Consider the following 20531-nt stretch of genomic DNA (forward strand, 5'->3'; position numbering starts at 1 on the left):
CGCCAGTACCGGAAGTCACCATTGACGATCCAGCAGGCGGCGCCACTCCAACCTTGCCCGAACTGATCACCGATCCTGGCCACGTCGAACGCTTCGGTGCATGAGAAATAACCAACTCGGCGACGCCATACACGAGTATCGACATCCAACCTGAACTGCGCTGACAGGTCTTCGACCTTCAAACACCACCGCGCCAGCACCTCTGGAACTTCGGACCGCACGACTGCAACCGTTCGTCCCCTCAACAACCCAGGGACGCCTCACTCACTCCCGAAAGTGGCTTATGCTATCCGTGCCCGGCCAGTCCCGACGGAAGCAAGACACGCTGTCTCTATCCAGGAAAAGCGCCTTGAGGAATTCTTCAAATCCTCCCGAGAACTCGGTCCACTGCTCCCCTTTGTGTGTTGAGACAACCACGTTCCAGCTATCCGGGCCCTGCGGATTGGTGACCCAGTAACAATAGTCACCATTGGTTGTGACACCCCATAGCAAGATTCCGCCGGGATGCGGGAAGGAAGCATAGGGCGGGCTCTGCTCGTCTTCGAGTTCCGCCTCTTCGGCCAGGAATTCAATCCAGGCGCGATTGCTCTCATTTTCGGAGACGATGTCCATTCCCGGACGGCGCCCATGGGGGTGGAGGATCCGAATGAACCCGCCTACTACCAGTTCGCGGTAGCGGCCCACAACCTGCTTGTAATCTGCAGGCAAAGCTGTCCCCAGAGCGGCTTCAACCTCTCCCCAGTCAACCGCAGCGGGTTCACGCCCGGGGAGGTCAAGGACGTGCCATAGCCTTATATCCACAGCCAGCCCTCACATAGTCTGTAATCGGTTGGTTCTTTCCCTTATTGTCGCCCGGAACGTTCGGTATCACCTTGCTGCAGAAACTTGTCAAGGCGCCGGTCCGCCGGTCGATCTCATAGACCTGCATGGAGATCGCCGTCGGCTTCTGGTCTCCAGGATTCAGATATATCGGGACCGAAATGTACAGCGCGGCCTTCTGCTTGTTGATCAGTTGACGCTTAGTTCGATTCTCGACAGTTGCCATCCATGAAAGGTTGACGGCCAGGTGATAGCACGTGACCAGGTTCTCCACCGAGTCGCCAGTCCCCCCTAGCCGGTCGCCGATGAGATGGCACCGGGCGAACACCCAGTCGGCTCCCTGCCCGTTGCTAGGCCAGCCTGGGGGGGAGATGCCCCGATCGGCCTCCGATCCTGTGTCACCTGGGCAGGCTATCGCTACCGCACCCGAATTGACCTTGCCATCCGCACGCGCGTTGTACAGCAAAGGGCCGTAGTGGAATCGCCACGACTGCGGCGCGGCACAGATGTCTCCCCCACCCCTGGAAATGTCGGCATCAGGAGACCATGCCGCTGCCTCTGTGCGCATTTGCTGAGCGAGCTCCTGCACTTCCTCTTCGCTGAGCTGCTGGTCGAGCTGCTCCTGAGGGGGGGTGTATGCGACGGCCCCGGGCTGGGGTGCAGCATCCACCGACTGGAGAACATCGAGAACGAGTGTGCCAGCGCGGACCAGGGCAAGGATGTTGAGCGCCTGATCGAGGACGGGCGTGGCCTCGGTCGGCGGGCGCGTTGACGGTGCGGTGGGACGGTGCGGCGGCTTCGGCTCGATGATCGGCTTGCGGGGAGCAGGACCGCGGCCGCCTCCACCTGGCGGAGTTGCCACGGGCGGCGGGTCAACCGGCCCCCACGATGGCCCGTGGATGACGCAGCACTTGAGCTTGGTCAGCCGACCGTACGTCCCATGCGGCACGTCATTCCAACACTCGTTCGCGTACACCCCCCGGCTTGCATATTCGGCACAGTAGCTGCGCAGGGTCGCTTCAAGCTGAGCCTGGGTAGGCGGGATGTGCAACTCGCCATGGATCTCTGAATCGTCGTCGTCGTCCCGGTCCTTCGGCTTATTGGGCTTCTCGGGCTTGGTGGGTTTGGTCGGCTTGCTCGGCGACCCAGGCTTTGTGGGGGGCTTGGGCTTAGGAACCGGGACTCCCCAGCAACATGGCTTGTGCCCGTCTATGTCCGTGTTGCCGAGCGGGTCGCCAGTCGCGTAGGCATAGCGGTTAGCCATCCCCGATGGATCCGGGTCAAGAGTCCAGGTGTCTCGGCTGTCGAAGGCCGCCGTGTCCGGGTCGTACCAGCGGGAGGCCATGTTGACTTGACCGCTGGCGGAATCGGTGTAACCGCCCTGGTAACCGATGCTCGTGTTGGTACCGGCTTGTGCGGTGACCTTGCCGTAGGGGTCGTAGGTCTTTGAACCGGCAAGGCTGTAGTTGCTTGAGTCGAGTGAGGCGATGACGTCGCCGTGTTGGTCACTGATGGCGATCTGGGACGCGCTGCCGGTCGCGGTGGAGAGTAGGTCTCCACCGGGGGCGCGGGCGAACCGCGATGTGCCGTCTGCGATCAGGTTGTTGCTGGTTCCTTCGTACTTGAATCCGCTCTGGGTACCGCGCTTGGCAACGCGCCCCAGGGCATCGTAGGTGTAGTCGGAGTAGCCGTCGTTGGCCATCTGTTCGAACGCGTCGAACTTCAGGTTGCGGGTCATGCCGGGAACGGTGACCGAGGACCGCGTGCCCCGCGATGTGTAGGTGTACGTGGACGTGCCGGCCTGGGTGAGGCGGTTGCGTTCGTCGTAGGTTGCGGTGGTGCCGCCGACCTTCGTGCGGTTGCCTGCGGCGTCCCACTGGTACGGGGTCGTCGCGGTGCCGTTGTTGTGGCTGGTGAGCCGCCCGGCCAGGTCGTAGGTGTAGGTGTTCGTCGACGCACCGGCGACGCCGGTGGTCGTCTTGGTGGTGATGTGGTTGTCCGCGTCGTAGCCGTAGCTGACGGAGGTCTGGCGGACAGCGGACGAGTTGAAGACGCTGTCGGTCACCAGGCGGCCGAACTGGTCATAGGTGTACGTGCGCTGCGAGCCACCGGCCATGGCGGGGGCGACCTGAGCGGACTGCGCTGACGCGCCCCCCGCCTGAAGCGGCTGGAGGTAGATGCTGTAGTTCTCGCGCTCGAGGTTGCCGTCGCTGTCGTAGCCGTAGATGACCTTGGTGGAGCTAAGTCCGTCGATCGAGCTGGCCAAGCGGCCGTTCTCGTCGTACTCGAAGGTGAAGGTGCCTGCAGCATCGGTGCGTTCGTACAACTGGCCTTCGGCGGTCCAGTCATAGTTGCTCGCGCCCGCCGGGCCGGAGGTAGTCAGGAGCAGGCCGCGGTCGTTGTATGTGTACGTGTTCGTTGCCGACGCCGTTGCCGACAGCATGCGGCCTGAGACGTCATAGGTGAAGCCGCGGGCTGTCGTGGGCGCTTCCGCTCCACTGCCTGTCTGCGCGGTGATCTGGCCTCGCGGGTTGTAGGTCGTGTCGGTCTGCACGCCGCCGGGCGCGAGCTGGCGAACAATCTGTCCGGCGGCGTCGTAGATCGTGGTCCAGGTGCGGTCCGCAGCGTTCGGGTGCGCGGCCGTGGAGGGCTCGATAGTGGATTCGGGCAGACCCCACGTGTTGTAGGTGTAGACGGTGGGGTTGCCGCGGCCGTCAACGAACCGGGTGCGGTTGCCCGCCGCGTCGTACGCGAACGACGTGGTGATGCTGTCGGTGGTGTTGACCTTCTCTGTCCGCGCGCTCAGGCGGCCCGCTGCGTCGTAGGTCGCGTTGGTCTGACCGGCCCCAGGGGTAGTGCTGGTGAGCACATTGCCGTCGGCGTCGTACTTCGCGGTCGCCGTGCGCACGCCGCCGTCGCGCCCGACGTCTTGGGTGGAGTCGACGCGCCCGGCAGGGCTGTAAGCGGTCTTGGTGGAACGGCCGGACGGCAGCGTGGTCTTGGTGGGCCGTCCGAGGCCGTCGTAGTCGAAGGTGGTGACGTGGTCCTGGGGATCCCAGACCGCGATGGGCTGGCCAGCGCGGTTGTACTGGGTGGACGTGGCGTGGCCCAGCGGGGAGCTCTCCCACACGACGTTGGATGCGTCGTCGTAGGCGTAGTCGGTCACGAACCACTCGGTGATCGGCCGGCGGTCGCGCACCGACGAGGTGAGCTTCCGGCCGAGCTGGTCGTAGGTCGCTTCGACGAGTTCGCCCGACGGCCCGGTCGCCGACAACTGAAGGCCAGTCGGGGTGTAGGTGAACTTGCTGGTCGGAGTATCAGTGCCTGGCGCTACCTGCTCGATGACATTGCCGAGTTGGTCGTACTTCATCGTGCTGGTGCGGCCGAGGGCGTCGGTGGCGCTGACGGGCCGACTGAGCTTGTCGTAGGCCTGGCTCCGCGTGGCCGTCAGCGGAACGGTGGCGCCGGGCGGCGTGTAGTTGGGGAGCGTGGTCGCCGTGGCCCGGCCGAGCTTGTCGACCTGGGTGACGCTGATGTTGCCGTTCGCGTCGCGAGCGTGGGTGACCTCGCCGAAGGTGTTGTAGCCGACCGTGGTGGTGGGCCGTGCGGTCGTCGGTGTCTGCCCGTTGACCGTCACGGTCACCTGGGGCTGCTGGGTGGTGACGGCACGCCCGAGGATGTCGTACGTCGTCGTCACGTCGCACGGGGCGGTGCAGCCCGCGTTGGCGTTCGGGCTCTTGGCGGACGTGACCAGACCGCGCTGGTCGTAGGCGGTCGTGGTGACCAGGTTCGCGTCGGCGCGGCCGCTGCCGTCGTCGTTGCGGACGGTCTGCTTGACGGGGCGACCCACCGCGTCGACCTCGACGTCCACGGTCTCCGGCATGGTGATGCCGGGACCGGTGAGCTGGGTCTGAATCAGGTCTCCGGCCGTGCTGTAGCGGTAGCTGGTGGTCCGGTGCAGACCGCCCGGGTCGAGGATTTCCTGCACGGGCCGGCCCATGGCGTCGAGCTGGGTCTCGACGGTCGTGAGCCCGTTCCCGGTCGTGGTGCGGATGACGTGCTGCGCGCCGTCATACCAGTTGCGGGTCAGCACGATGTCGTGCGTGCTGCCGTCCTTCTGGGTAACCGCCTTGGCGATCGTGCGGGCGAGAGTGTCGTCGTCGTTGTACTGGTAGACGGTGGTGCTACCGGCGGCGTCGGTGACGGAGGCCAAGCGTCCGGCCGGGTCGTAGGCGCGGGACTCCATAATCAGGTCGCGGGGAGTCGCATTCGGGTCGCTCTTCCACGCGACGAGCGTGGTTGTGGCCTGTTGGCCGGTGGGGGTGTAGCTGAAGAGCGTGGTGTCCCCCACCGCGTTCGTCTGGCGCTCTTGGCGGCCGAAGACGTCATAGCCGAAGGCCGTAATGTCGCCTTCCGGGTCGGTGACCGAGGTGAGCAGGCCGTGCGGGTCGTAGACGTAGGTGGTCGTCCGCGCGGTGTCGCCACCGGTCAGGTCAGAGGCGGTCTCCGTCAGGACACGGCCGTCAGCGTCGTATTCGCGCTTGGTCTGGCCCTGGTGGGTGACTCCGGTGATCTCGTTCTTCACCTGCGGGTCTGTAGCCGTCAGGACGCGCGACGAGGTGTCGTAGCTGTACACCGTGGCCGCGCCGGCGGGGACCGAGTCCGAGAACACGGACTCGGTCAACTTGCGGCCGATGCTGTCGTACAGGTATCGGGTGACCAGGCCCGTGGGGCCGGTGACAGCGGCGAGGTCGCCGTTCGGATAGTACGTGTACGAGGTTGTGCGGTTGCCGGGTTGGGTCACGCTCGCGAGCAGGCCCGCGGGCGTCACGCCGCCGCCTTGCGCCGGGGTCGTGGCGGTCGTGTAGGTCCGGCTGGTGCTGGTGCCGTCGGGACTGGTGACGGTGTCGTCCTGGCCGACCGCGGTGTAGGTGTACTGCGTCTTGAAGGTGTTGTCACGCGCGTCCACGGAACGCGGGTCGCGGGTCGTGATAAGGCGGTCGTTGCGGGGGTCGAGGTCGTCCCCGGCGTTGAGGAAGAACTCCTGGTAGCCGGTCCAGCAGGAGTTGCTGGTACGGCAGGTGGTCCGGGATATCTCGTTGCCGCGGGCGTCGTGTCCGCTGACCACTGCGTTGTTATTGGGGTCGGTGACCGTGTGGAGGAACCCGCCGGTGTCGTAGGCGTAGGCGGTGGTGGCGCCGCCCGCGTCGGTGGAGGTGAGCACCCGTCCGCGTAGGGCGTCGAACGTCCGTTTGGCGATCTTGCCGCCGGGATCGGTGACGCTGATCGTCGAGGTCAGCGAGGAGTTGGTCTGCGCGGTGCCTGCGGCGTAGTGGGCGTTGACGGTGTCAGGGGTCAGCGTCTGGTGGTAGAGCGCGACCTCGTCGATGGAGCCGGTGAAGAAGCCCTTGTAGTTGGGCGGGGGTGCCTGCCAGCCGTAGGAGGTGTTCACGCCGCCGGCGCCGATGGTCACGTAGGGGTCGAAGTAGGCGGTCTGGAAGTCGATGGTGCCGACGTCGTTGCCGTCCAAATACAGCTTCTGCTTCTTGGCGGTGTTGTCGAACGTGAGCACGGTGTGGTGCCACTGCCCGTCCATGACGGTGTCGGGCGACTTCATCGTCGTGGTCGAGCCGTAGGCGATCAGGCCGCGCAAGTGCCCGTCCGATCCGACGTAGAGCATCGGGGTGGAGGGGCTGTTGGCCTGGATGTACGGCAGTTCGACCGAGGAGTAGCCCATGAGCACGCCCGGGCCCTTGGCCTGGAACCACATCTCGACGGAGAACTGGTTCAGCTGGCCCAAGCGGGGTTCGGGCAGGCGGAGGTAGGACGAGGTGCCGTTGAAGCCCATCGCGCGATTGCCGTCTCGCCCGAACGCGCCGTCCACGCCGTACTGGACGTTCCACACGCCGGCCGCGTCCGTGGTCGGCGGCAGAACCAGATTCGGGACGACGCCGCTGTCGGACGGGGTCATCGCCCAGTAGCCGATCGGTGAGGCGGCCTCAACGCTGCTGCGGTACTGCGGCAGCAGGTCGGTCCGGAGACCGTAGTGCGTTCCGACTGTCGCGGGGTCCAGGGCCTTGCGGTAGACGGCGACCTCATCGATGTCACCGTCGAAGTAGCCCTCGCCTGCGGGGGCGTTCGGCCAGGCGTCGGTGTGTCCCGCGCCGACGAAGTTGCGCAGGTTGTTCTCGTGGAAGACCGGCGCGGATGAGCTGCCCTGACTGACGCCGTCGAGGAAGACGGTGTGGACCTGGCCGTCCGTGGTCAGCACGGCTTGGTGCCAGGCGTTGTCGTTGACTGACGCCGTGGAGACTATCTGCGGTGGCTGGCCGGGGGAACTGTAGAACTTGCCGTGGAGCTTGCCGTCGGTGCCGACGTAGAGCAGCGGCGCCCAACTGGCCTGAGTGGCAGCGCCGGGCAGGTCGGACTGGGTGCCGAACAAGACGCCTGGCTTAGCCGTCTTGAACCACAGCTCGATGGATGCCTGGGACGACCCGTGGATCAGGTCCTGCGGGAGTTCGACGTATGAGCTCTGGCCATTGAAGTGCAAGGCCTCGTCGCCGCGAATCAGACCCGCGGCCGGGGTGGTGTTGTGCGCGCTGCCTTGGCCCACACCCTCGTGGACAGCCTGCTGCGAGGCGGCCTGGCCACCGCTGGGTTCGTCAAGTCGCCAGTACGACCAGGGACCCGTCCCGGCGACCGCCGCCCGGTACGCGGGGGCGGGGCTGGAGAGCAGCTTGCCCCGCGCGGTGAAGTGATCGGCGACCGCGGCGTCGTCGAGCGCCTTGTCGTAGACCGCGACCTCGTCGATGGTGCCCCGGATGGCGCCCTTGACGTCGGCCGGCTTGGCCGGCCAGGCCGTGCCGTTGAAGAGGCCGGAACCCACGGTCACGTACGGGTCGACGTACACCGTCTGGTTGACGCTGGAGCCGACCTTGGCGCCGTCCAGATAGAGCGTCTGCGCCGCCCCGGAGCCCTGGACGGACAGAACCGCGTGGTGCCAGCGACCGTCCATCACCGAGTTCGCCGAGGTGACCGGCGTCGGCCCGGTGCTCCACACCATGCCGCGGAGCTTGCCGTCCGTGCCCACGTACATCATGGGCACACCGGGGGTGTTGACGTCGGCGTCGGCGAGCGGCATGGTCGCATAGCCCGCGAGCACGCCGGCGGTTTCCGTGCGGAACCACAGCTCGACCGAGAACTTGCCCGAGGCGCCCAGGCTTCCGTCAGGCAGGCGGGTCACGGACGTGCGTCCGTTGAACTCCGCTGCGGTGTCGTCGCCTGCGGCGAACGCGCCTGCGTCACCAAGGCGCACGTCGGTGTAGGACGCCGCTGCACCGCCGGCGACCGCGTTGACGCCGGTGGATCCTTCGCGGTCGTTGAGCCGCCAGTAGCCCTTCGGTGCGGTCGCAGCCACTGCTGCCGCGTACGGCGCAGACGAGCTCTCGAAGCTGGGGACCGAGAGCTTCCAGACACCGCCGTTGGCGTCAGTCAGCTGGCTGACCCGCTCGCTCGCGGCGTCGTAGACCACCTGCGTGTTGGTACGACCCGAGGGAAGCAACAGCTTGACGGCCTGCGCGGCGACGCGGCGAGCCGCGTAGTGCTCGGCGACAGTCACGGCGCCCAGCGGCCGGTCGTACACGGCGACCTCGTCGATGTCGCCGTTGAAGAACCCCTTGGGGTCGCTGTTCCACCGGTTCGGCCACTGCGAATTCGCGCCGCCGGCGCCGATGCTGTTGAACGGATCGACGTTGCGGATCTCACCGCTACGGGTGCCCACGTTCGCCCCGTCGAGGTACAGGGTCTGCGTGGTGCCCTGCCCGACGAGAGCGGCGTGGTGCCACTGCCCGTCGTTGACCGCGCCAGCGGTGGTGATGGGGGAGACGTTGCCGTTGCCGAACTGGCCCCGCAGCTTGCCGTCGGAGCCGACGTAGAGCACGGGCACGCCGACGGTGCTGTCGTCCTGCGCGTCGACGGGCTTCTGGCTGTAGCTGTACAGCGTCCCGCCGGCGGTCGTGCGGAACCACAGCTCCACGCTGGTGTACTGGTTCGCGCGGACCAGGTCCTTCGGGAGGTCCACGTAGGACGAAGTCCCGTTGAAGTGCGCTGCCCCGTCCGGGGTTCCGCCGAGAGCACCCTGCGCGACCGCGGTCACGTTCTTGTAGGTGCCGTTGTCCCTACCGCCTTGCACGACCGACTGACTCGCCGCCGTGGTCCCGGCCGCATCACCCAGCCGCCAGTACGAGCGCGGGGCGCCGTCCGTGACGATGCTGCGGTACTGGGAGCCGTTGCCGTACTCATACTTGGTGCACGTCGAGGACGGCCCGCTGCCGCTTGCCGCCGGCGGGCAGACGGCTATGAGGCGGTCGCCGTCGTAGCTGTACGACCATGCCAGGCCTGGTGCCTGGACGCCGGTCGGGTTCGTGGTCACGGTCGTGACGTGGGCACCGGTCCAGGCGAAGTCCAGGTACCGGCCCGACGTCCCGTCCGTGGCACGGGTGAGTTGGCCGGCAGCGTCGTACGCGAAGGTCTGGCTACGGCCAGAGCTGTCCGTGACGGTGGTCAGCTTGCCCGCTGCGTCGAATGCATGGCGAATGCCTGTCTTGTCCGCCAGGATCCAGCCGCCACCGTCAGCGTTCTTGAAAGTGGCGAAGCCACCGCTGGGCGGAGCATATGTGTCGTCACTGTTGTGGCCGAAGCGCACCTGCTGCCCGTTCGCGAGCACGACGACGACGTTGCCGGAGCCGTCTTGGTCCGGCACAGCCCGCATGTCCCAGCGCGACGACCAACCCTCACCGAAGGCCGATTTCGCGCGCGGGTCCAGCGAGTTGTACGTGCGGCGAACCGTCAGGTCGGGACCGACGGCGCCGACGGAGGCATCGGTCGCGGACGTGGTGTAGTTGCCGACCTGGACGTTGAAGTCCTTGCCGTCCGTTCCCGAGGCCAGGTGCGAAGTCACCGCCGGCTGCGGGACCTGCGGGGTGAAGTACACCGGCCTAGCAATGCTGCCCGCGCCGCCGCCCTTGTCCCCGATGGTCGCGTACCAGGCGTAGGACTTCGCCCAGCGCAGGTTCCATGCACTCGGAACTGTCCATGTCGACGACGCGGTCCAGCCGGAGTCCTTGCAGTTCTTCCGGGCGTCGGCGCCGTCGACCTCACAGACCTCGAACTTGTACTCGAGCCCCTGGTTGGGCCAGTTGTCAGGGTCGTGGCCCGCGGCGTACAGCATCGGGGTCAGCGTGGGCGCGGTGTAACCGTTCGGCGGCCAGGCAGCATCGAGCACGGGGTCGCGGTTAACGATGTTGAGGATGGCGGGGTTCGGGCGCGCGCTCTCAGCCCAGCTGTCCGCGACATACCCGTACCAGGCGTAGGTCTTGCCTCGAGTGAGCGGCCAGATCGTGAATGAAGGCGATTGCGACCAACCCGAGGTGATGCAGTTGACCCGGTAGTCAGTGCCGACCACGTCGCAGACCTCGACGCGGTACTCGACGTAGTTCCGAGGGTAGTTGTCCGGGTCGTACCCGGCGATCGTCAGCGTGGGGGTAACCGTTTCCGACTGGTATCCACTGCCCGGCGTCATCGAAGTCAGCACCGGTATCTGATTCGCGGTGGCCAGGTCCTGGCACAACGGCGGTGCGCCGAGCTGCGAGAAGGGCGCTACCTGGTTGACGTCCATGTCCCAGCACAGCGTGTAGCTGCCGGGATTCAGCTTGGCGATCCTTGCTTCGAACGTCGCCGACTCACCGGGGTTGACGTTGTTCGGAAGCGGCGTCCACGCCACATTGGAAAGCTCAGTCGTTCCGGCGAAGAGCCGATAGTGCAGGGAGTTGGCCCCAGCAGCCCAGCTTGCAGTCCAGGCGGTCGCACCGGTGTTCGTCACCGTGATGTTGACCGCACCGTCCTGAGCCGCGGTCACCGGGCGGACCACGGAGTTGACTCGGTAGGACGCACGCCACGGCGTGTAGTCGATGTCAAGCTTGGCACCGTTGTTGGCAGCGGTGTCGAACTTCTTCCACGTGTTGGGGTCGTTGAGCGCCGTACGCACAGTGAGGCCGTAGTTGGGCTGACCGGTCACCCACCCCTGGATGAGGTCCGCGCCACTCTGGCCCAGGTTGATAGTTCCCCAGCCGTCGCCGCACCCGTCGGCCTCGTTGCCCGTTCCGAACGTCGCGGAACCGAGCACGGGGCCATATGCCGGTCCGGGGTAGCGGACGGTGGGGGGGTTCCACGGCGCGGTGTTGGCGTGGACGGTCACCTCGCGAGGCTTCTGGCAGTCGTACGTGTGGACATTCCACAGGTTCAGGCGCGCGCCCGTGATGCTGTTGTTGCGTAGGACGTTGGAGACCTCGCTCGTGTTGAGCATGATCGCCGCGTTGTTGCAGACGCCCTTGTCGCAGTTGTAGCCGAGCCGGTAGACGTCCGTCTGGAAGTAGTTGCGGTTCTCGACGATGCTCACGGAGTTCGCGGCCGGAGTGAACGGCAGCACGCTCGGGTCGACCTTGACGGGGAACACGCGAGCAGGATCGTTTAGCCAAGCGCGGTCGATCGTTACCTTGAGCGCCTGGCGGCCGTCGTCCTGCCGGACGATTTCATACGACACCGCGCCAGACGCGGCGCCGTCGCCCGACTCGGGGTTGACGGCGGAGTCCATCATCCAGCCGTGCGGGATCACCGCCTTCGGCTCGCCTGCGGTGTTCTTGAAGACGACGTTGCCGCCGGCGTCGATCTCAGGCGCGAGGCCTTCCAATGCGAGGGGGAACATCCAGGTGTCGGGGGCCTGTGCGTTCTGGAGGGTGATGGTCTCCTTGATGCGGCCTTCACCCGCGTCCAGGGCCACGTCGGCGTGCTCGCGCGCGCCCAGGAAGGCGACGGTGTCGCCCTGAGCCTTTCCCTGGACCGGTGCCGCGCCCTGCATACCGAATCCGATGGACTGGCCGTCGCCAACCTTCACCGAAGCCACGGTCGGCGCTGCCGCGTCGGCCGCAATCTGCACCGGAAGCGCCCCGGCCTTGGTCTGCCACCCAGCGGGACCAGCCGTTGCCGCGTCAGCCGTGACGTTGGGTACCAGGGTTGATGGCGGCGCAATGGGAGCAGTTGGAGGTGCCGGTGCGGCCGCCGGCACAAGGGTGCTGTCAACGGGCTGCCACTGGCCCTGCGGGGTGAGGAAGTTGACCGGTTCCTCAGAGACCCGCAGGGTCTTGGAACCATCAGCGTTGGCAAACACCTGTGTGTTCTCGCCGCGTTCGGTGGGCACCTCCCGGCTGGTGGCGGCGTCGAAGCTGCTCTTGCCCGGCGGCTGACCAGCCGGGGCGGCTGCGGCTGCGTCGCTCAGCCCCTGTTTCGGCTGCTGAGTACGGTCCTGCACCTGCACGGTCTCGGCAGGTCCTGCTTCCGGGGTGTGGCCCTTGGACTCCACCGGGACCGGAAGAAGTGACTGCTGCGCAGGAAGTTGACCCGGCGCGGGCGCTCCGAGTGCGCCGCCTTCGCCCTCCTTGAATCGCGTGGTGTCGGAATCCACCTCATGTGGCAGACCCGCAGCCGACCCAAGTTGCTGCACGGGGCGGGGCTTTCGAGGCTTCTCCGGTCCGCTGGCCGCACTGGCGACAGTTGCGGCGTCGGCGCTCACGGCCAGACCGGCCACCAACGCAAGCGCCACCGCCGCAGACATGGAACGCCAAGCAGACACACGAAGCAGGCCGGACACGCGGCTTCCCCCCCGAAAACTAACCAACTAAGAGCCTGGCAGATCCAAACGCAAAGTGATCATGTAGCACAAGAGACCAGCCGACTAGTCGACATTTAATCGCGCCAGATTTGCGCCGTGACATGCCGCATGTCGCCGGGCGCGTGCCTACACGACGATGTCCATCGATTCGCAGAGTCGCGTGACAGCTGCTGGGTCGCGTGCGACCTACCCACCGGCCGGAGCGAGGGCCTGGCGAGCACGCGCAGTCGCAGGCGCCGTCCTCTGGTCCCGGTCCCGGGAAGGTCGACGCAGGGCAAACGCTCAGGCGCAACGCGCCTTCGCCTCCGACGAGGGCCGCGCCCGGACGTCGTCCGGGCGCGGGTGGTGGGTTCCAGAGGGTCAGCCGGTGGCGCATCACGATGAGGCCCCCGAGGTCCGTGTCAGAAAACAGGATGGTGCGGCCCAGAACCGTGCAGGGGGATCTCGAGGGCGGCCTTGCGGCGCATCCAGCTGCTGCTGCGGCGAACGAGGGCGCCGGCCTCCTCCGGGGTCTGCAGCGACCGAACGGGCGCGTGCACGGCGGAGGTGGTGTCCGTGTCGGCGGCGAGGTCGGGCTCGGTCCAGGTGGAGGTGTCCTCGGTGTAGGTCACGCTGTTCGCCTTTCCCGGGCGTCGCCGTTGCCAAGGGCGCGTAGTTGCGTGCTGTGGGGCAGGTCGGGGAGGTCGGTGACCCAGCCCGGGTGGTTGGGCAGCATCATCCATCGACCGAGGCCAGGTTGAGCCTGGCTGTGCCGCGAGGTCCGGGCTGGACGGGCCGGACTGCTTGTCTTCGCGCTTGCGAGTCAAGGTCCGGGCTGGACGGGCCGGACTGCTTGTCTTCGCGCTTGCGAGTCACGGAGTCCATGTGACCGCGGTTTATGGTGAGCAAGGTGTCCAGGGATTCTTCTGCGGACGGCCGTACAACTAGGCCGTGTCTGATGGATGTGATCGTCGTTTGATGTGATGTGGGTGTTCGTGGGGGCCTGACTGATGGCCAGTGGGCGTTGATCGAGCCGTTGCTGCCAGATCGGACGCCGCGCCGAGGTGGTCAGTGGACGGATCACCGCCAGGTGATCGACGCGGTGGCGTTCAAATACCGCAACAACCTGGCGTGGCGGGACCTGCCGGTCGAATGCCCGCCGTGGCAGACGGTGTTCGACCGGTTCACCCGTTGGGCCCGCGACGGCACCTGGCACCAGATCCTGGTCGCGCTGCAGGCCCGCGCGGACGCCGAAGGCGACCTGGACTGGCTCGTCGGGGTCGACTCGACGATCGTCCGTGCGCACCAGCACGCCGCCGACGCCCCGAAAAGGGGGCGCCCGACGGCGAGCCGCCCGACCATGCCCTCGGTCGGTCCCGCGGCGGGCTGACCACCAAGGTCCACCTCGCCGCCGACGGCCGCTGCCGCCCGCTCGCGTTCGTCGTCACAGCCGGTCAGGCGAACGACGCACCACACTTCACCGCGGATGGCGGGGATCCGCGTCCCACGCGCGGCTGGCCGACCGCGCGTGCGCCCGCACACCGTGTTGGCGGACCGGCGGCGATCCGCGCCCACCTGCGCAGACGCGGTATCCGCGCGGTCATCCCCGAACCCGCCGACCAGCAGGCCAACCGACGACGGCGCGGCCGGCGCGGAGGCCGGCCGCGCCGCCTGGACCGGGACGCCTACCGCTCACGGAACGCGGTTGAGCGTTGCATCAACCGCCTGAAGCAGTGGCGCGGCATCGCAATGCGCACCGACAAACTCGCCACGAACTACCAGGCCGCGTTGCACGTCGCTGCGATCTTCCTCTGGTCCAAGCCGTGATTCACCAGACATGCCCTAGCTCCAATTGCCCACCTGGGAGCTAGGTGGGCCGCTTCCGGTTCTTTGCCGGCCATCGATACGTCCACAACTTCAAGCAAGCACAGCTTTCGACGCTCGGCTCTCCCGGTATCCGCCCGGCCGCACGCACCGCACGACCACGTCGTACCGCAGCGATCACGGGACGTCACAGCCCGCGCATACTGGCAAGTACAATTTCAGCCGTGCCGCCGTGATCTACACCACGCCGCGCCCACGAAAATCGGCCAAAGCGGCAGATTCCGATCGCCGGTCGGCTGGGTGTCTGTACGTCTGTTCAGATAAATTCTGCTCCTGCATGCGATTGGTGGGGGCTGGTGGGAGCCCGTTGAGCAGGGGGCAGGCAGTGCCAGTGCACGAGCTGGAGGCCGCTGGCGTGCGCCGCGGCGAGCATCGTCGGCGCAGAGCTGGGTCCGACACCGCGGCGCCCCGGGTTCTCGACACCGTGGCGGTCATACCCGCCCGGAACGAGGAAGCGGGTGTGCTCGCGTCGCTGAACTCGCTGGCCCGGCAGACCCGGCGCCCTGACCTCGTCCTCGTTGTGGTCAACAACTCGACCGACCGCACCGAGGACTACGCCCTGCAGTTCGCCGAGGATCCGACAACGCCGTTCACGGTGGTCCTCAACCTGGCCAGCAACCCGCACAAGAAGGCCGGCGCCCTCAACTACGCCATCGACTGGCTGCGCAACGAATCCCAGGGCAGGCTCGCCGAGACAGCGCGGCATGTGCTCGTCATGGACGCGGACACCGAACTGCACCCCAAATTCATCGAGCGGGCCTCCACAATCCTCGAACAGGACCCGGAGATCGGCGGGGTCAGCGCGTCCTGTCTGGGCCAAACCGGTCTGTGGCGCTCTTGGTGGCAGCGCTACCTGCTCGGCATGCAGATACTGGAGTACGGGCGCGCGACCACGATGCGCTACCGGCGAAACATCCACACCATGGCCGGCGCCGGCTCCTTCTACCGAAGCGAAGCACTGCAGTCCGTGATCGACTGGCGTGGCGAGGTCTTCTGGGAGGACCACCGCAACCTCGTCGAGGACTACGAGACCACGCTCACCCTCAAGGAGTGCGGCTGGAAGGTGACAGCCAACCAGCTGTGCGTCGCCCACACCGACCTGATGCCGACGCTGCGCGAGCTCATTCAGCAACGCCAGCGCTGGATCCGCGGCACCATGGACGCGCTACGCGACCGTGGCTGGACCAAGCACACCTGGCCCTCCATCGTCAGCATCAATCTGGGGCTGCTCAGCCTGGTCTACCTTGCCGGGTGGGGCACGATCCAGGCCGCGGCCATCGCCAGGCACGGAATCTCCCAATGGCCCTTCCTATGGCTGCTGTTCGCCTCATGGTTCCTGGTCATTTATCCCGTGCTGTGCGTGCGCGCACTGGGCTGGAAAGCGATGGTCATCGAAGCGCTCGTCGTCCCGGAAATGCTCTACACACTGATCCGGGCGTACTGGTTCGTGTCATCGATTTGGAAGTCCTACGTCACCCGCGTCTCGGCCTGGAAGTAGCGGTGCACCAGCGCACATGAACGTTTTCAAAGGCCTGGGTGTCTGCTTGTTGCTCGCAGCCACCACGTTCACTGTGGCCCACGTCGCCAGGGTGGACCATGTCCTCCTCACAATCGCGGTGTGTATGGCCGCAACGTCCGTCGCCACCCTCCTGGCGTCCGTATGGCGCCATCGCTGGGACCGTCGCATGGCCGGCGAGGGCCGTCGGCGCCGCAAGCGCGCCTCGGACCGCCCGGCGCGCGCGGAGACCCGTACCGCCGACTCCCGCTGAGCGGCCAAGCCGGGCGGCACCGGACGCACTGAACCCGCAGCCGCGTCGGGCCCGCCTGATGCCACCCCCACCACGGCTGCGCCGACCAACGTGGCGGACAATCTGCTGGCGAGCGTGACCTGCCGCGTCCGGCGGACAAGGAACGTTTCCAGCCACAGATCCCAGGAGCTTCTGCCGTGAACCATCCCCGCCCCGGTGGGCGCCGCCGTGGCCTGCCGGTCCTCAGCCCGCTCGTCGCTGTGGCAGTCATCGCCGCCGGTACGGCATTCGCGGCCACTCAGCTGAAGGACGGCGGCTCGAGGCCGACGGCCGGGGAGGCCGCGCAACAGCCCGCGCCGCCCGCCTCCCCACCGACCCCCATCCCGACGACCACTCACCCGCCGGGCATTCTGTTCGACAGCTTCGACTACGCCGGTCCCAGCGACCCCACACTTGAGGCCCACGGCTGGGAGGCACGCGACGGCGGCGGCGGCCCTGGAATCGAGGGCACATGGGCGTCCTCCGGCATCAGCTTCCCTCAGGTGCCCACCGCCCAAGGCGGCAAGGCACTGCAATTGCAGCTCACCAGCGACGGCACCAAAGCCGGCACCCGGCAGGCCCAGCTCGCCACTGCTGGAACCAAGTTCTTCACCGGAACATTCGCCGCCCGCGTCTACTTCACGGACAAGCCCGCGACAGGACGCGACGGCGACCACATCAACCAGGCCATGTTCCTGATATCTCCAAAGGGCGCAGAGCCCGCGAAATACACCGAACTCGACGTCGAGTACCTGCCCAACGGTGGGTGGGGCGCGCCCGGACCCAAGCTCGACACCACCAGTTGGCGAACCGCCAAGGACGGCGACCGCATCACCCACGCCGAGAAGAAGACCTTCCAAGGCTGGCACACCGTGGTCATCACCGCGATGAACGGCACGGTCAGCTACACCGTGGACGACAAAGTCCTCTTTCGAAGCCATGGCAAGGAATTCCCCCGCGAACCCACGAGTATCCAGTTCAGTAGTTGGCTCATCGACTTGCCCTTCACCGGCGATCGGACCTGGACCATGGACGTCAACTGGGTCTACTGCAAGGCCGGCGAAGCCGTCCCGCTGAAGACCATTCAGCAGGCCGTGGACGGTTTCTATGCACAGAACACCCACTACATAGACACCATGCCCAAGAACTGAGGGCGCTGGGCGCTCCGGCGCAACCGAGGACAGCACAGCAATCCTTCAGCCGAAAGCTCGGAACAAGTGGGCGCGGGTTCATTTCCGGTCTCCCGACCCACGGCTCCCGACCCACGGCTCCCGGTTACCCGCTCGTGATGCCGGCGTGAGCCCGGCTGCTACCGTCTGTCCGCCGCACAGTCGTGAGTCTTCCTCGCGGCCGCGCCGCACCCGTTCTGGACATGCAGGAGACACCTCTATGAGCGACGAGTCTGGCGTGGAGCCGGTCAACGGGTCGGCACAGCCGACGGGCCGCAGGGCTCATCGTGTGAGCCCCCAGGCTGGAACGCGTGGCATCCCACGGCGTTCGGCGCTGCGCTACGCAGCAGGCGGCTTGCTGCTTGCCGGCGGCGCAGCAGGCGGCGCCGCGTGGTTGCTCAACGATGGGTCGTCTCCGGCCGGCAGCGAGGCTGTGTCGCACAACCCGCCGCCACCGCCCCCTGGTGGCCCCGCCCCCGTCTGGTCTGAACAGTTCCAGCCCGGACACAGCTGGGTCGCGGGCGGCGTCGGCACCGCCTCCGCCGACGTTAACGACCGAACGATGTTCACGCGAGGCGCTCAGTCGGCCAGGGTCACCACCGACGGATCGGGCCGCCAGGCATTTCTACGCAGGGCCGGTATGCCCGCAATCGACCTGACCGCCAAGATGATCCGGCTCGTCCTGCGCGTCGAGGACGTCGCACACCTGCGGCAGCTCGCCTTCTACGTCGGTACCCGCGCATTCTCCAACTACTTCAGCTGGGAGTTCCATACCCACTCCGCCGAAGGCGCCAATTACGTGCAGTCCGGGGAATGGGTGGTCATCCACTTGCAGTGGGCGGACATAACCAAGGCCAGCGGGGCGTTCTCCATATCTGAGACCGGCGTTCCCTCCGTCACCACAGGCTTTACCGACATGTCGTTCGCGGCCTACGACGACAATGCCGGCCCTGTCACCGTCCGCCTCCAAGCGGTCGAGGTACTACCGGACACCAGCACGAAGTTTCCCCGCGGGGTGGTGTCGATCACCTTCGACGATTCCTTCGCGTCTGTCTACGATCTCGCGCAGCCCGTGATGCAAGCCCACGGCTTCGCCGGCACGATGTACAACATTGCCGAGGCGGTCGGCACGAGCCGTTACCTGACCCTCAAGCAGATGCGGGACATGCAGGACCGCTCGGGCTGGGAAATGGCGGGACACGCATACTCGACCTCAGCCCACGACGCCAGCTACAGCCAACTCACGTCCCGGCAAGTCGACGCTGACTTCGGACGGCTCCGCAGCTGGCTCGACGCCAACCGCCTGCACAGCACACACTTCGCCTATCCCCACGGCGCGTTCCAAGCGACCAGTGACGGCGTGCCCGTCGACCACATCGCCGCCCAGCACTTCACTACCGCGCGGAGCATCATCGCCGAAACCGTCGAGTCGCTCGTGCCCGCCATGCCCCACCGGCTCAAGGCACTCACTGGGCTTACTGACGGCGTCGGCATCGACGGCTCACCGCTCTCGTTGATGCTCGAGCCGGGTGGAAAGCTGGACCGATGCGCGAAGAACGGCGACTGGCTGATCCTCGCCTTCCATCAACTCGTCCCAGGACCCCCTACCGCCGGTACGCAGATAAGCCAGGCCGGCTTCGCCGCGGTCATGGACGGCATAGCCGCGCGCGGCATCCCCGTCCTCACGGTCGGCGAGGCGATGTCCCACTTCACGTGAGGAGTGGCCGCCAGCGACGACGCCACCGCCGCCGTGGAGTGTCTGCCCCACACCTCGCCTCGGTTGGTGCCCTTGCCCTTGCCCGCCCGAGCGATCAGCGTCTCCGTCGACACTGGCCGCCGGCTTCACCGGCGACGCGCGGTGCGTGGCATCGTCGGGGCTGCCTCAGGAGTCCCTGTCATCTGCAGCCGGTGCGCGCCGGGATGCCCGTGCCGCGGACGGCCGGCTTCTGGCCGCCGTCGAGATCTGGCGGTGCGACACGCTGGCGGAGAGCTGCGAGACGCGCGCAACGGACACACCGAGTTCGTCAGCTATCTCCTGCAGAGTCCGCGTCTCGCGGAGAGCCGCGACCGCCTGGTACCGGATTGCCCGTAGCTCACCCTGCAGGTCCCGCACCACATCCTGCAGCAGGCCGGCCGCGCGGACGCGCACCATGGGGTCGGGCACCGCCGCCAGCCCGGCAAGAGCCGCGTGGAACGCCGAGCGCACGACCTCAGCCTCAGCCTCGGCCTCCTTGCCTTCCGACGGTGCAGGCACCTGCGGCATGGTGTTCGCGGCCTCAGAGCCAGTCATAGGGTTGCGCTTTCATCGGGAACGCGGGACAGACCCGCAGGGCGACCACGCAGCAGCGATGTTGCGCGGCGCTGGCGGGCAAGGCACCCGATTCCAGGCGTCCCTCTTCAAGGACGCGGACGATCCATTCAGCGTCGCCGGTGGATCAACTGAGATCGGCGTTGTGTCAAAACTGATCGCCGTTATAGCAGTTCCCGGCCTCAGAAGCGATCTCGCAGGCGTCTGTCTTCACGGCGACGGGCGTCACGGGCCCGGCGGCCCCACCCGTCACCCGCGCCACACAAGACTCTCCTTTTAACATATCAGCACATATACAGAAAGTCGGACATGCTTCGATCATGTTATGCGGCCCCGCAATTGCGAGGAGCAGGGATTGCGCAGCGCACGCGTCGAGCCGCGAGCATCAACCCGCGCCCCCGCGCCGTGTGCACCAAGCCAAGCTCTCGACATTCCGGTTGGCCGTGTTCATGCGGGCGTCTGACACGGATTTCGGGCGTCCCGCTTCGCTTCTCCCCCGCTGGTGGATGATTTGGGGGTCTGGTGTTTCATTCGTACCCGCAGAGGCATTGAGCTGGTGGTCACCGGCCTCGGACGCGTCGGCCTTCCGCTCCCGCTGGGGCATCGCCGGCCAGGCAGCGCCGCCGCGCGGCTCGCCGCCTGGCCCGAGTCCTTGGTGGTACCGAAGTCGGCAAAGTACGCCACCAGCGATGACCGGCTCGCCGTCGATGCCCTGCGCGCGGGGACACGAGCAGGTCCGCAGGCCCGAACCACACGGGCGCCACAGGGCGCCAACAAGAGGAAACTGTGAACTTGCTCAGAGGGCTCGGAGTCTGCATAGCCCTGGCCGCCATGCTGTATCCAGCAACTCGCAACTCCCG

8 protein-coding genes and 1 pseudogene are annotated in these 20531 nt (G+C 66.8%); 5 read left to right on the forward strand and 4 right to left on the reverse strand.

Annotated elements, in window-relative coordinates; all coding sequences use genetic code 11:
- Positions 1–264: 264 nt before the first annotated feature.
- The 3 genes from QI554_RS30855 to QI554_RS30865 form a co-directional block, all read right to left on the reverse strand.
- A complete protein-coding gene (locus tag QI554_RS30855; protein WP_281474559.1) occupies positions 265–801 on the reverse strand; it encodes an SMI1/KNR4 family protein in 537 nt (178 codons plus the stop codon).
- A complete protein-coding gene (locus QI554_RS30860; RefSeq protein WP_281474560.1) occupies positions 773–12523 on the reverse strand; it encodes a LamG-like jellyroll fold domain-containing protein in 11751 nt (3916 codons plus the stop codon). Before QI554_RS30860 ends, QI554_RS30855 begins: the two co-directional genes overlap by 29 nt.
- A 422-nt stretch (positions 12524–12945) precedes the next feature.
- The gene (locus QI554_RS30865) at positions 12946–13155 is read right to left on the reverse strand and encodes a hypothetical protein (protein WP_281474562.1); all 210 of its coding nucleotides are present in this window, start codon (positions 13153–13155) and stop codon (positions 12946–12948) included.
- A 353-nt stretch (positions 13156–13508) separates the two neighbouring features.
- On the opposite strand from QI554_RS30865, the pseudogene QI554_RS30870 reads away from it, so the two are divergent.
- From QI554_RS30870 to QI554_RS30890, 5 genes and pseudogenes are all read left to right on the forward strand, one after another.
- Positions 13509–14350 (forward strand): annotated as a pseudogene (locus QI554_RS30870) (IS5 family transposase).
- 388 nt (positions 14351–14738) lie between these two features.
- Positions 14739–15905 (forward strand): glycosyltransferase family 2 protein, encoded by a 1167-nt coding sequence (locus QI554_RS30875; protein ID WP_281474565.1) that lies wholly within the window; start codon positions 14739–14741, stop codon positions 15903–15905.
- 124 nt (positions 15906–16029) lie between these two features.
- Entirely contained in the window at positions 16030–16176 is a 147-nt protein-coding gene (locus QI554_RS30880; RefSeq protein ID WP_281474567.1) for a hypothetical protein, read from the forward strand.
- Positions 16177–16415: 239 nt separating this feature from the next.
- The gene (locus QI554_RS30885) at positions 16416–17345 is read left to right on the forward strand and encodes a glycoside hydrolase family 16 protein (protein ID WP_281474569.1); all 930 of its coding nucleotides are present in this window, start codon (positions 16416–16418) and stop codon (positions 17343–17345) included.
- A 238-nt stretch (positions 17346–17583) separates the two neighbouring features.
- Positions 17584–19080 (forward strand): polysaccharide deacetylase family protein, encoded by a 1497-nt coding sequence (locus QI554_RS30890; RefSeq protein WP_281474570.1) that lies wholly within the window; start codon positions 17584–17586, stop codon positions 19078–19080.
- A gap of 165 nt (positions 19081–19245) precedes the next feature.
- On the opposite strand, the gene QI554_RS30895 is transcribed toward QI554_RS30890, so the two are convergent.
- Positions 19246–19617 (reverse strand): sigma factor-like helix-turn-helix DNA-binding protein, encoded by a 372-nt coding sequence (locus QI554_RS30895; RefSeq protein WP_281474571.1) that lies wholly within the window; start codon positions 19615–19617, stop codon positions 19246–19248.
- Positions 19618–20531 lie beyond the last annotated feature (914 nt).

The organism is Yinghuangia seranimata (genome assembly GCF_029953285.1).
Classification (GTDB): Bacteria; Actinomycetota; Actinomycetes; order Streptomycetales; family Streptomycetaceae; genus Yinghuangia; species Yinghuangia seranimata.

Coding starts and splice junctions, on each gene's coding strand:
- QI554_RS30880 (WP_281474567.1), top strand. CDS start 16,030: ATGGCCGCAACGTCCGTCGCCACCCTCCTGGCGTCCGTATGGCGCCAT.
- QI554_RS30890 (WP_281474570.1), top strand. CDS start 17,584: ATGAGCGACGAGTCTGGCGTGGAGCCGGTCAACGGGTCGGCACAGCCG.